Here is a 12307-nt window from a genome sequence, read left to right on the forward strand (position 1 = left end):
GGTCTTCCATTCTTTCGGGGCCCGGCCCGGTCCTGGGCAGGGCGTGCTGTCCTATCCAGCGCAATGTAGGCGCGGCGGCCCGAAACTGCGACGGGGCGGGGGCGAAAGGGCTGATCCGGCGGGTGGGCATGGCGTGGGGCATGGCGGGGGTCAGGCCCAGCCCAGGCGCAGGGAGCGCGGGATGCGGGCGCGGCCGGCGGCGGTGCGGTGCAGGGCGGCGAGGCCCCGCACCAAGCGGCGATACGGGGTGACGGTGCCGTAAGCACCTGTAAAGGGCGGAATCTTCGCGCAGGCGAGGGTTGCGGACAAATCCGGATCGGGCAGCAGCCAGGGCGGGCCGGGCAGGGCGGCGCGCAGGTCGAGCCGCCGGGCGAGCAGGATGAGGCCGAGGCCCAGAATGCGGTGGGCGCGGCGGGCGGCGCGGCAGATGCGGTGGGCCAGGGCGTGGAGAGGGTGGCCGGGCGGGGTGGTGGCGAGGGCGGTGAGCAGGCGTTGCCACAACCCGGCATGGGTGAGGCGGCGGAAATAGCGGGCGACCGTGCCGGGATTACCGAAGCGTTCCGGCAGGGCGGCCCAGGGGGACTGGGTGAGGGCGGCGTGGAAGATGGCGTCGAGGCGGTGGCGGCGGTCGGCGGGGCGGCCGGCGCCGGTGGGGTGGGTGGGGAGGTGGGGGGCGAGGGCGCGCCATTCCGCCTCGGTCATCGGGTGGAAGGGATGGGGGATTGGGAGGGGGCTGGGGCGCATGGGGGGAGGATGGCATAAGTGGGGGTGATTAGGCAAGTTTTCCTATTTGTGGGGGCTGCGGTTTTGTCTTTGTGGGTGTGTGGCCTGGGTGGTGGCCCCCGGGGGTAAGGCTCTGCCTCGCTCCTGGTCCCCCCGACACTGGGCTTGAATGGGTCGGCGGGGGCCGTCAGCCTGTGGTTTGATCCATGGGGGAGAAGCCGATCGGAATTGGCCGAGACGGGTGGGAGCAGACCTGCATTGGGGGCTGTGTGGCCAATGGCTATTCTGAGGGTCGGCTGAGGGACAACGGCTTGTGCCGTCTCGACGATGCCCAAGCCGTCTTGGTGCGGATGCCGATCCGGAACAGAACGAATTGCATCAATGGCGTGAAAACAAGCAGCGAAAACATGCCTGCTACGAAGATGGTTCCCAGTCCATCACGTGGTGCCAGCAGGTCGAAGAGCGTTGCAGAGATGCCAACGACCAGAAGCGTCCAGCAGGTCAGAGCCCCGACATAGATCCACTTCGGCTTGAGTGTTTGAACAGGCTGAGCTGGGCTATCAGCCATGATCCAGCCTACCCAGGCCGCCAAGCAGCCCGGCACAAAAAGAAGAACGATGGAAGACGTCACGCCAGTGATCAGACCGAGCAGGCCACCTGCAACCGGTAGGATGAGGTAGGTCATGATAACCAGGGCCGGAAATGCACATCCTGTTGCATTTGGCTTGGCCGGAGGTGTGGCTATTTCACCAGGAACACCTGTTTGGCTCAGGGTGGGAACTCGATCATCGTCAGGCGAATTTTCACATCTGTTCATCGGTAACAGCCAACCGGGTCAGCAACTTCCAGTGCGGCAAGTGCAAGGGTTTTGTCCATAGACTGGAGGTATGGGGGGCCGAAGCACTACTTCGGCGCCGAAGGCCGGCAAGGCCTTCCGGGACGGCGCGACGGCGGCCAGATCAACGCAGCGGCAGGACGAGCGGCACTAAAAGCACGCTGACCGCCATCACCAGCACGGCGAGGGGCAGGCCGATGCGGAGGAAGTCGCCGAAGCGGTAGCGGCCCGGGCCCATGACGAGGGTGTTCACCGGGGAGGAGACGGGGGTCATGAAGGCGGCGGAGGAGGCCAGGGCCACGATCATGGCGAAGGGGTAGGGGGAGAGGCCGGTTTCCTGGGCGGTGGCGATGGCGACGGGGGCCATGAGCACCGCGGTGGCGGTGTTGGAGATGAAGAGGCCGGTCACGGCGGTCAGGGCGAAGAGGCTGGCCAGCAGGGCGTGGGGGCCGGCGGGGCCGACCGTGGCGATCAGGGCGTCGGCGGCGAGGGTGATGCCGCCGGTGCGCTGGAGGGCGAGGGAGAAGGGCAGCATGCCGACGATGAGGACCAGGCTGGGCCAGTGGATGGCGCGGTAGGCGCTGTCCATGTCCAGGCAGCGGAAGCCCAGCATGAGGAGGCCGGCGATGAAGGCGGCCATGACGTTCGGGACCAGGCCGGTGACCATGAGCGCCACCATGACGGCGAGGCTGAGCAGGGCGTAGGGGGCGCGGGTGGCGGCGGGGGTGAGTTCCTCCAGGTCCTCCGGCTGGTTCAGCAGGAGGAGGTCGCGGCGGCCGCGCTGGGAGCGGCGGATATCCGCCCAGGGGCCGACCACCAGGAGGGAGTCGCCGGCCTGGAGGGGCTTTTCCAGCATGCCTTCGTCCAGCGGGGCGTTGCCGCGGCGCAGCCCGGCCACGGTGAGGCCGAGGCGGGAGCGCAGCTTCGCCTCCAGCACCGACTTGCCGACGAGTTCGGCGCCGGGGGTGACGATCATCTCGGCGATGCCGACGGCGCGGGGGCGCTGGGCGAGGTCGGAGCGCTCGATGGGCAGGGGCTGGAGGCCCAGGCGCTGGGCGATCTCCGCCAGGGCTTCCGGCGTGGCGGGGAGTTCCACCAGCAGCTCGTCGCCCGCGCGCAGCACCGTCTCGGCGGTGGGGCTGAAGATTTCCGTGCCGAAGCGGGCGGGGCGTTCGACGGCCATGACGTTGAGGCCGTGGCGGGCGCGCAGGGCCAGCTTGTCGAGGCGCTGGCCGGCCAGGGAGGAGCCGGCGCGCAGGCGTAGGCGGTGGGTGCGGTCCTGAAGGCTGTAGTCCTCGACCAGTTGGCGCAGGGTGGTGTGGGCGCCCTGCCGGGACGCATGGGGGGGCCGTCCTCGGCCAGGGCGCCGGAGAGCCAGCGGCGGGCGAGCAGCATGTAGCCCGTGCCGAGCAGGAGGATGGGCAGGCCGAAGGGGGTGAAGGCGAAGAAGCCGAAGCCGGGCAGGCCCTGCCGCGTCAGCTCCGCCTGGACCACGAGGTTGGGGGCGGTGGCGACGAGGGTGAGCATGCCGCTGATGAGGGCGGCGGTGCTGAGCGGCATCATGAGCTGGCCGGGCGGGATGCGGAGGCGGGCGCAGATGCGCAGCACCACGGGGATGAAGATGGCCACCACGCCGGTGGAGCTCATCACCGAGCCGGTGAGGCCCACGATCAGCATGAGCAGCACGAGCAGGCGGGTCGGGCTGCCATGGGCGCGGGCGAGCAGCCAGTCGCCGAGCTGGCGGGCGATGCCGGTGCGGACGAGGCCCTCGCCGACGACGAAGAGGGCGGCCACCAGGAGGACGCTGGAATCGCCGAAGCCGGCCAGGGCCTCCGGCACCGTGACGGTGCCGGTGAGCGGCAGGAGGAGGAGCATGAGCAGGGCCACCACATCCGTGCGGGGGCGGCCGGTGACGAACATGCCGATGGCCAGGCCGAGGAGGCCCAGCACCATGGCGAGCGAGGCGGTCATCGGGGGCCGGGGAGGGGGCGGTGTCGCGATTCGGGAATGGGCATGCCGGTCCTTCCGCCGCCGGGGGCGCCCGGCCCGGGCTGTTCTCCCTGGGGGCGGCCCGGTCGTTTCCGGGGCGGGACTATCCCATTCCGCGGTTCGGCGGAACCGGGCTGGTTCCGCCGGCCTGGTCGGATCAGGTTTGCCTAATCAGGCGCGGTTGCGGCGGGTGTGGCGGCGGACGGCGGCCTCGACCTGGGCGAGGTCGCCGGGGAGGAGTTCCAGGCGCTCCTCGCGGGTGAAGAGGTCGGCCAGGCGCGGGGGGAGGGCGGGGCGGAAGCCGACCGCCCGTTCCGCCGCGTCGGGGAACTTCGCGGGATGGGCGGTGGCGGCGACGATCACCGGGATGGCCGGGTCCTCCGGCGCCAGGGCGCGGGCGGCGTGGGTGGCGGTGGCGCTGTGCGGGTCGGGCAGCCAGCCGGTGGCGGCGTGGACGCGGCGCATCTCCTCCAGCGTGCCCTCGTCATCCAGGGCGGTGCCGCGGAAGAGGTCCGCCGCGCGGCGCCAGGCGGCGTCGGGGACGGGCATGCGGCCGGTTTCGCGGAAGGCGCGCATGGCCTGGGCGGTGGCGGCGGGGTCGCGGTCCAGGAGCTCGAAGAGCAGGCGCTCGAAGTTCGAGGAGACCTGGATGTCCATGCTGGGGGAGAGGGAGGGCTCCACCGGGCGGGCGGACATGTCGTTGGCCGTGAAGAAGCGCGGCAGGATGTCGTTGCGGTTGGAGGAGATGATGAGGCGCCCGATGGGCAGGCCCATCTTCCGCGCCGCCCAGGCGGCCAGGACGTTGCCGAAATTGCCGGTGGGGACGGAGACGGCGACCGGGCGGTCGGGGGCGCCAAGGGCCAGGGCGGCATAGGCGTAGTAGGGGATCTGGGCGGCGACGCGGGCCCAGTTGATCGAGTTCACCGCGGAAAGGTTCATCTCCCGCCGGAAGGGGGCGTCGGCGAACATCGCCTTCACCAGGTCCTGGCAGGTGTCGAAGTCACCCTCCACGGCCAGGTTGTGGACGTTGGAGGAGAGGACGGTGGTCATCTGCCGGCGCTGCACCTCGGAGGTGCGGCCCTGGGGGTGCAGGATGACGATGTCGATGTTGGCGCGGTCGCGGCAGGCCTCGATGGCGGCGGAACCGGTGTCGCCGGAGGTGGCGCCGACGATGGTCACGCGCTCCCCCCGTTCGGCCAGGACGTGGTCGAAGAGCCGGCCGAGGAGCTGCATCGCCATGTCCTTGAAGGCGAGCGTCGGGCCGTGGAAGAGTTCCAGCGCGAAGGTCCGGGTGTCGAGCTGCACCAGCGGGGCCACGGCGGGGTGGGTGAAGGTGGCGTAGGCCTCCCCGGTCATGCGGCGCAGGGCGGCGTCCGGGATCGTGCCGCCGGTGAAGAGGCCGACGATGCGGGCGGCCAGTTCCGGGTAGGGCAGGCCGCGCATCGCGCGCCATTCTGCGGCGGAGAGGGAGGGCCAGGTCTCGGGGACGAAGAGGCCGCCATCCTCGGCCAGGCCGGCGAGCAGGACGCCCGGGAAGTCGCGGGCCGGAGCCTCGCCGCGGGTGGAGACGTATCGCATGGGGGCAGCGTATAGCGGGGGAGGGGAGATGATGCCATGATGCCGTGCCGGCATGTCAGCATGCCTGCCCGCCAGCATGCCTGCCCGCCAGCATGCCTGCCCGCCAGCATGCCTGCCCGCCAGCATGCCTGTCCGCTATCATGCCTGCCGATGGCCACCTCTCGGCCGCTCGGGAGCGCCATGGCCCGGCGTCACGGAAGAATCCGGAACATGGGTTGGTGCCGGCCGTTAAGAAGAAGCGGGGCCGGAGGCGACGGGAGCGGTGGCCCTGCCGTCTGCGCCCGCCGCCCGGCGAGGAGCACGCCCCGGGACTCACGGAGGACATCATGAAGATCACGTTCTACGCGCATGCGAGCTTCCGGTTGGAGGCGGATGGGGTGGCGGTGGTCACCGATCCCTACAAGCCGTCGCTCAGCCGCTTCGACCCGATCGACGAGCCGGCGGATCTCGTGCTGATGAGCTCGGCCACCGACGAGTTCCATTCCGACCCGAGCCATGTCCTGGGCGGGCCGGTGGTGATCAACACGCTGGAGCTGCCGCCGGAAGGGGTGGAGGTGCTGGGCATCCCGGTCCGCTCCTTTCCCGCCTATGAGAGCCTGACCTTCGACTTCCAGGCGGCGGCGGGGCGGGACCCGGATGCCAATGCGCTCTACCACTTCACGCTGGGCGGGCTGCGGGTGCTGCATATGGGCGATATCGGCAATCCGGTGGACCCCCGGCAACTGGAGGCGCTGCGCGGGCAGGTGGATGTCCTGCTGGCGCTGGCCGGCGCGCATGCGACCATCGCGCTGGACGACCTGGACGCGGCGATCACGGCCATCGGGCCGCAGGTGGTCATCCCGATGCACTACTACAACCCGCGCGGCATCCTGCAGATCGAGCCGGTCGAGACCTTCCTGGCGCGGGTGCCGCCGGAGCGGGTGACGCGGGTCGGCGGGCCGAGCCTGGAGCTGACGCCGGAGACCCTGCCGGCGCCGGCGGACGCGCCGCATGTCTATGTGCTGGAGCAGTCGCGGTAGGCATCCGTGGCGGGCGGGGGAGGCGGCATTCCGTGGCCGTCCCGCCCTTGACCGGGCCGTGTAACGGGCGGAGCCTCCGCGCCCGGAATTCCGGAGACCCCCGCCATGAACGACCTGTCCGCCCCCACCATGCCCTCCGTGCCCGCGTTGCGGGGGCGCTGGCCTCGCGGAGCGGGCCGGAGGTGGCGGGCGAGGTGTCGCGCCTGCTGTCCGGCGAGGCCTTCCGCAGGGCGGATGCCTTCGTGCGGCAGGACCACGGCCGCACGGTGGAGGAGATCATCCGCATCGCCGAGATCGCCTCGCCCCCCTTCGGCGAGGCACGGCGCGCGGAAGCCTATGCGGAGATGCTGCGGGCGCAGGGGCTCTCGGATGTGGCGCGGGACGCGGAGGGCAATGTCACCGCGCTCCGGCCCGGCACCGATCCGGAGGCCGGGCTGGTGGTGATCTGCTCGCATCTCGACACGGTCTTTCCCGAGGGGACGGATGTGGTGGTGCGGCGCGAGGGCACGGTACTGCGCGGACCGGGCGTGGGCGACAACAGCCGCGGCTTGGCGGTGAAGCTCGCCATCCTGCGGGCGCTGGATGCCGCCGGCATCCGGACGAAGGCGGGAATCCTGGTGCTGGCCTCGGTGGGCGAGGAAGGGCCGGGCGACCTGCGCGGAGTGAAGAGCTTCTTCCGTGTCCATCCGCTGCGCGACAAGGTGGTGGGCTTCATCGCCGTGGACAGCCTGGAGACGGCGCGGCTGACGGTGGGGGCGGTGGGCAGCAAGCGCTACCGCGTCAGCTTCCGGGGGCCGGGCGGGCATTCCTTCGGCGCCTTCGGGCTGGTGAACCCGGTCTTCGCCCTGGCGCGGGCGGCGGACGACCTGTCGCGCATCCGCGTGCCCGCGGTGCCGCGCACCACCTTCTCCATCGGCAGGATCGGCGGCGGGACCTCGATCAACGCGATCCCGGAGGAAGCCTGGATGGAGGTGGACCTGCGTTCGGAATCCGCCGAGGAGCTGGCGCGGCTGGAGGAGCGTTTCCTGGCCACGCTGCCGCAGGCGGCAGCGGACGAGAACGCGGCGCGCGACGTGAGGCGCGGCGGCATTCAGGTGGAGGTGAAGCAGGTGGGGGACCGGCCGGCCGGGACGACGCCGCGCGAGGCGCGGATCGTGCGGCTGGCGGAGGCGGTGATCGCGGCGCGGGGCTATGCGCCGAAGCTGGAAGCGTCCTCGACCGACAGCAACATCCCTATCAGCCTGGGCATTCCCGCCATCACCGTGGCCTCGGGCGGCACGGGCGGGCGGGCGCATTCGCTGGAGGAGTGGATCGACGTGGCGCCGGAGGAAAGCGCCAGGGGGATCGCCACGGCGCTGGGCGTCATCGTGTCCGTGGCGGGTGGCGCCGCCTGAGATGGGGCTAGCGCCAGGGTGCGGGCGTGGAAAGGGATGTGCCTTTCCGCCCGCAGCCTGGCAGCCGCCGTGTCAGTGCAGCACGCCGAACAGCCACAGCAGGATGATCACGGGGATCGGGATTCCGATCAGCCACAACAGGATGCCGCGCATCGTTTCCTCTCGCTTGTCTCCAGGCATGGAACGTGGCGTTCGCGGCGCGGGTTGCGTCGTGGCTGTTGCGGCCTCGGCTTCGTGGCCGGCCCCGGGGGAGAGGCTTTGCCTCTCGCCCCGGACCCCCTCTCCACCAGGACCCTGCGGGCCCTGGACCCGATGGGTTGGTTCCGGGTGGTGGCCGTTGGCTCGCTTGCCCGGTCCGTCGGTGCGGCGGACAGGCGGGGCGCCGGGAAGAAAACATCGTTTCCGCGCTTGTGGCGGCGGACGTGATGCGCAAGGGGGAAAGGAACACGGCATGAGCGGCAGAGACTTCGCGGGCCCGGAATGGGCGAACGAGACACCCTGGGTGGCCTCGGCGCGCTATCCGGATGTGCGGATGCGGGACCTCGATCCCGGCTTCGCCCGGTATCGCGTGATGAACGCGGCGGTGGAGAAGCTGTGCGGGGGCCTGCGCTGGGGCGAGGGGCCGGTCTGGTTCGGCGACCATCGCTGCCTGCTCTTCTCCGACATCCCGAACAACCGCATCCTGCGCTGGGACGAGGAGACGCGCGGCGTCACCGTGTTCCGGAAGCCGTCGAACTTCGCCAACGGCAACACGCGCGACCGCGAGGGGCGGCTGGTGACCTGCGAGCACGGCGCGCGGCGGGTGACGCGGACGGAGCATGACGGGCGGATCACGGTGATCGCCGACAGCTTCGAGGGGAAGCGGCTGAACTCGCCGAACGATGTGGTGGTGAAGTCGGACGGCACGATCTGGTTCACCGACCCGCTTTTCGGCATCGGCGGCGATTATGAGGGGGAGCGGGCGGAGTCCGAGATCCCCGCCGCCGTGTACCGGGCCGATCCGGCGCGGGGGGCGCTGCGCAAGGTGGCGGAGGGCGTGCCGGGGCCGAACGGGCTGGCCTTCTCGCCGGATGAGAGCCTGCTTTATCTCGTCGCCTCGCGGGCCGAGCCGCGGCAGATCCTGAGCTATCCGGTCGCGGCGGACGGGGCCTCGCTGGGCGAGGCGCGGGTGCTGATCCGGGCCGAGGCGGACGGCACGCCGGACGGGTTCCGCGTGGACGAGGACGGCAATCTCTGGTGCGGCTGGGGCATGGGGCGCGCCGGGGAGAGCGACGGGCTGGACGGTGTGCGGGTGTTCAACGCCAGCGGCGCACCGATCGGGCATATCGACCTGCCGGAGCGGGTGGCGAATGTCGCCTTCGGCGGCTGGCGGCGGAACCGGCTGTTCATGGCGGGGTGCCGGTCGCTCTACAGCGTTTTCGTCAACACGCGGGGATGCTGAGGCATGGTGATCCGTCTGCATGAGCTGTGCGGCAGCGATCCGGCGCGGGTCTTCAGCCCCTATTGCTGGCGGGCGCGGATGGCGCTGCTGCACAAGGGACTGCCGCATGAGAGCCTGCCCTGGCGCTTCAAGGACAAGGCGGCGATCGCCGATGCGGGTACGGACAAGGTGCCGGTGCTGCGCGACGGGGCGCGGGTGGTGCATGATTCCTGGGCGATCCTGGAGGATCTGGAGGACCGCTATCCGGGCCGTGCCAGCCTGTTCGGCGGCGAGGGCGGGCGGGCGCTGGCGCGTTTCGTGGCGCATTGGGCGGATACGGTGCTGAACCCGGCGATCTCGGCGCTGATCGTGTCCGACATCCCGGCGCTGCTGGATGCGGAGGACCGGGCATATTTCATCCGCACGCGTGAGGCGCGCTTCGGCAGGCCGCTGGCGGAGGTGACGGCGGGGCGGGAGGAGCGGCTGGAGGGGTTCCGTGCCCTGCTGCTGCCTTTGCGGCGGACGCTGTCGGACCGGCCCTTCCTGCATGGCGCCACGCCGGGGGCGGGGGACTACATCGCCTTTTCCGGCTTCCAGTGGGCGCGGGTGGTGAGCCCGCTGCCGCTGCTGACGCCGGAGGATGTGCTGCATGGCTGGCGCGGGCGGCTGCTCGATGCCTTCGGCGGCGTGGCGCGGGCCGTGCCGGCGGCGGAGCGGGGCTGAGGAGCGGATTGGGCCGGATGGCTCGCCCAGGTTCGGAGGCTGTGGCACGCCATGTGCGAGGGCCCGTCATGCGATAGGCTGGACGGGTTGGTGGGGCAGGGACCGATGCTGGGACGACGTGGGCTGGGTTTGGGATTTCTGGGGATGGCCGGCCTGGCCGGTGGCCGCGCTGCGCGGGCGGCCTCCTGGCCGGAGCATCCCTTCCGCTGGGTGGTGGGCTATCCGCCGGGCGGGGCCTCGGATGTCTTCGCGCGGCTGATCGGCGCGGGAATGGGCGCGGCGCTGGGGCAGAATGTGGTGGTGGAGAACCGGCCGGGCGGCGGCGCGGTGCTGGCCAGCGAGGTGGTGTCCCATGCCGCGCCGGATGGCTACTCCTGGCTGCACACGGACAACGGGAACCTCGTCTACAATCCGGCGCTCTATGCGAAGCTGCCCTATGACCCGGACCGCGATCTGACCGGGGTGGGATTCATCGGGCGGTTTCCGCTGTTCCTCGTGGTGCGGCCCGACGACCCGGCGAAGGGCTTCGCGGATTTCCTGGCCGCGGCGCCGAAGGACCCGCCGACCTATGGCACGGCGGGCGTGGCCTCTCCGCATCATCTGGCGATGGAGATGCTGCGGCGGCGGGCGGGGAACTTCCCGGCGGTGCATGTGCCTTATCGCGGCGCGCCGGCAGCGATGCAGGACCTGATCGCGGGCAGCGTGGACAGCGTGGTGGTGGATTGCGCGACGGGCATCCCCTTCCTGCGCGACGGCAAGGCGCGGGCGCTGCTGGTGATGGGGGAGGGGCGGTCCCAGGCCGCGCCGGAGGTGCCGACGGCGCTGGAACTCGGCTATGCGGATGCGGTGGCCTATGGCTGGCAGGGGCTTTCGGTGCCGGCGGCCACGCCGGGCGAACTGGTGGGGCGGCTGAACGCGGCGCTGAACGGCGCGGTGCGGAGCGAGGTGGCGCAGGCGCGGATGCGGACCCTCGGGATCGAGTCCTCGCCCCTGTCGCCGGCCGCGTTCAATGCCTTCGTTGCGACGGAGAGCGCGCGCTGGCGGCCGCTGATCCGGGAACTCGGCATCCGGCTGGATAGCTGAGACGGGGCCGATCGGGCCGCCGTCGCGCCTGTGGTCCCGGGGGGAACGGCGCTGCCTTTCCCCCGGACCCCCTATCCGCCAGGACCCTGCGGGCCCTTGCATCTTGGGTGATGCGTCCGGGAGGCTTCAGCCCTGCGGCGTGTCGGCTTTGCGGGACACGCGCGGGGCCATCAGGGGGCCATTCAGGGGGCCATGACGATGGCGGTCGCAGACCATGCAGCCCTCCTCTGGCCGGGATGACGAGACAGTCACGCTAAAGCATGGCGCGGGCGAGTCGCAAGTTCACCTTCTCGTGCCCTCTGCCTCCTGCCTGCCACGCGGCTGGGTGGGGGCGTCAGCCGCGCCGGGCTTCGGCCAGGGCGTGCGGCGGGTTCCGGCCGGGCTGTTCCGGGGTGGCGGGGCCGCGCCCGGCCATGCGGGCCAGCACGCCGTCGCACCAGAGGAAGCGGTGGAGCAGGACCATGGCGACATGGCCGGCGATCAGGGCCAGCAGCGTCCAGGCCAGGAGCCCGTGCGCGGCATTGGCGGGGGCGACCAGCGCCTCGATCCGCTCGCCGGAGGCGGGCCAGAGGGGAATGCCGAAGGGCGCGAAGGCGCGGCCCGAGCCGTATTGCCGCAGCAGGGCCAGGGAAGGGACGATCAGCATCAGGGCATAGAGCGCCAGATGGCCAAGGCGGGCGGCGAGGCCGAGCGGGCCGGCCTCGTGCGGCGGGCGGCGGCGGAGGTTGTACAGGCCCCAGGCGCCGCGCAGCAGGATCAGCAGGAAGAGCAGGGCACCGACGCTGGCATGGCTGCCGACCAGGAAGGTGGTGAGCGGGGAGCGGCCGACGGTGACCTTCACCACCATGCCGGCGAACTGCCACGCGAAGACGAGGGCCATGCCCCAGTGCAGGGCGCGGCTGACGAGGCCGTAGCGGTCCGGCGTATCACGCCAGGGCAGGGATGGCCGGGACGGGGAGGGCATGGGGCTTCTCCGGTCGATCGGGGCGGCTCGCCGGCCGGTGGGATGGCTGGATGACATTCCGTACATGTATCTCGGTGCCCTGCCGCGCAAGCGGGATTTCCGCGACCGCGAAGAAAGGGGCTTCTTGGGGTGGGGGCCGGTCAGCGCCGCTCCGCGAAGAAGTCCCGCAGCAGGGTGGCGCATTCGGTTTCGCGCAGCCCGCCCACCACCTCCGGCACATGGTGGCAGGAGGCGGCGGCGTAGATGCGGGCGCCGTGCTCGACCCCACCGCCCTTGGGGTCGTAGGCGCCGAACACCACCCGTTTCACGCGGAACAGGGAGGCCGCCTGGGCGCACATCGGGCAGGGTTCCAGCGTGACCGTCAGGGTGCAGCCGGCCAGCCATTTCTCCCCGCGCCGCGCGGCGGCGGCGCGCAGGGCCAGGATCTCGGCATGGGCGGAGGGGTCGTGGCGGGCCTCCACCTCGTTGCCGGCGCGGGCCAGGACGAGGCCGCGCGGATCGGTGACCACCGCGCCCACCGGCACCTCCCCCCGCAGGGCGGCGGCGCGCGCCTCCTCCAGGGCCAGCTCGATGGGGGAG

11 protein-coding genes and 1 pseudogene are annotated in these 12307 nt (G+C 71.5%); 5 read left to right on the plus strand and 7 right to left on the minus strand.

The genetic code is table 11. The features are described from left to right. Positions 1 to 150: 150 nt before the first annotated feature. From MVG78_RS06245 to thrC, 5 genes and pseudogenes are all read right to left on the minus strand, one after another. Positions 151 to 744, minus strand: coding sequence for a transposase (locus tag MVG78_RS06245; protein ID WP_247559139.1), 594 nt, complete (start codon positions 742 to 744; stop codon positions 151 to 153). A 259-nt stretch (positions 745 to 1003) separates the two neighbouring features. Further along, entirely contained in the window at positions 1004 to 1408 is a 405-nt protein-coding gene (locus MVG78_RS06250) for a hypothetical protein (protein ID WP_247559140.1), read from the minus strand. Positions 1409 to 1682: 274 nt separating this feature from the next. Continuing rightward, positions 1683 to 2936: an SLC13 family permease gene (locus MVG78_RS06255; protein ID WP_345892877.1), complete on the minus strand. Its 1254-nt coding sequence runs from the start codon at positions 2934 to 2936 to the stop codon at positions 1683 to 1685. Positions 2937 to 2980: 44 nt separating this feature from the next. Beyond that, a pseudogene (locus MVG78_RS06260) lies at positions 2981 to 3529 on the minus strand (SLC13 family permease); the annotation flags it as partial. 189 nt (positions 3530 to 3718) lie between these two features. Next, entirely contained in the window at positions 3719 to 5125 is a 1407-nt protein-coding gene (thrC, locus tag MVG78_RS06265) for a threonine synthase (protein WP_247559142.1), read from the minus strand. A 326-nt stretch (positions 5126 to 5451) separates the two neighbouring features. Between thrC and MVG78_RS06270 the strand changes: the two genes are divergently transcribed. From MVG78_RS06270 to MVG78_RS06290, 5 genes are all read left to right on the plus strand, one after another. After that, positions 5452 to 6144 carry an MBL fold metallo-hydrolase gene (locus MVG78_RS06270; RefSeq protein ID WP_247559144.1) on the plus strand — a complete coding sequence of 231 codons (693 nt, stop codon included), beginning with the start codon at positions 5452 to 5454 and terminating at the stop codon, positions 6142 to 6144. A 182-nt stretch (positions 6145 to 6326) separates the two neighbouring features. Next, positions 6327 to 7538, plus strand: a complete 1212-nt coding sequence (locus MVG78_RS06275) for a M20/M25/M40 family metallo-hydrolase (protein ID WP_247559146.1) — start codon at positions 6327 to 6329, stop codon at positions 7536 to 7538. A 451-nt stretch (positions 7539 to 7989) separates the two neighbouring features. Continuing rightward, positions 7990 to 8979, plus strand: a complete 990-nt coding sequence (locus MVG78_RS06280) for an SMP-30/gluconolactonase/LRE family protein (protein WP_247559148.1) — start codon at positions 7990 to 7992, stop codon at positions 8977 to 8979. Between the two features lie 3 nt (positions 8980 to 8982). After that, the gene (locus MVG78_RS06285) at positions 8983 to 9681 is read left to right on the plus strand and encodes a glutathione S-transferase N-terminal domain-containing protein (RefSeq protein WP_247559150.1); all 699 of its coding nucleotides are present in this window, start codon (positions 8983 to 8985) and stop codon (positions 9679 to 9681) included. Between the two features lie 144 nt (positions 9682 to 9825). Then, positions 9826 to 10764, plus strand: a complete 939-nt coding sequence (locus MVG78_RS06290; RefSeq protein WP_247559152.1) for a Bug family tripartite tricarboxylate transporter substrate binding protein — start codon at positions 9826 to 9828, stop codon at positions 10762 to 10764. 334 nt (positions 10765 to 11098) lie between these two features. Here the strand turns inward: MVG78_RS06290 and MVG78_RS06295 are convergent, their stop codons facing one another. After that, positions 11099 to 11728, minus strand: coding sequence for a cytochrome b (locus tag MVG78_RS06295; RefSeq protein WP_247559154.1), 630 nt, complete (start codon positions 11726 to 11728; stop codon positions 11099 to 11101). A 140-nt stretch (positions 11729 to 11868) separates the two neighbouring features. Continuing rightward, a complete protein-coding gene (locus MVG78_RS06300; RefSeq protein ID WP_428480801.1) occupies positions 11869 to 12300 on the minus strand; it encodes a nucleoside deaminase in 432 nt (143 codons plus the stop codon). Positions 12301 to 12307: the final 7 nt, after the last annotated feature.

Origin of the sequence: Roseomonas gilardii subsp. gilardii (assembly GCF_023078375.1) — a bacterium.
Lineage (GTDB): Bacteria > Pseudomonadota > Alphaproteobacteria > Acetobacterales > Acetobacteraceae > Roseomonas > Roseomonas gilardii.

Excerpts from the sequence above, each read along its gene's own strand:
- MVG78_RS06245 (WP_247559139.1), bottom strand. The coding sequence starts at position 744 with ATGCGCCCCAGCCCCCTCCCAATCCCCCATCCCTTCCACCCGATGACC.
- MVG78_RS06250 (WP_247559140.1), bottom strand. The coding sequence starts at position 1,408 with ATGACCTACCTCATCCTACCGGTTGCAGGTGGCCTGCTCGGTCTGATC.
- thrC (WP_247559142.1), bottom strand. The coding sequence starts at position 5,125 with ATGCGATACGTCTCCACCCGCGGCGAGGCTCCGGCCCGCGACTTCCCG.
- MVG78_RS06270 (WP_247559144.1), top strand. The coding sequence starts at position 5,452 with ATGAAGATCACGTTCTACGCGCATGCGAGCTTCCGGTTGGAGGCGGAT.
- MVG78_RS06280 (WP_247559148.1), top strand. The coding sequence starts at position 7,990 with ATGAGCGGCAGAGACTTCGCGGGCCCGGAATGGGCGAACGAGACACCC.
- MVG78_RS06285 (WP_247559150.1), top strand. The coding sequence starts at position 8,983 with ATGGTGATCCGTCTGCATGAGCTGTGCGGCAGCGATCCGGCGCGGGTC.
- MVG78_RS06290 (WP_247559152.1), top strand. The coding sequence starts at position 9,826 with ATGGCCGGCCTGGCCGGTGGCCGCGCTGCGCGGGCGGCCTCCTGGCCG.
- MVG78_RS06295 (WP_247559154.1), bottom strand. The coding sequence starts at position 11,728 with ATGCCCTCCCCGTCCCGGCCATCCCTGCCCTGGCGTGATACGCCGGAC.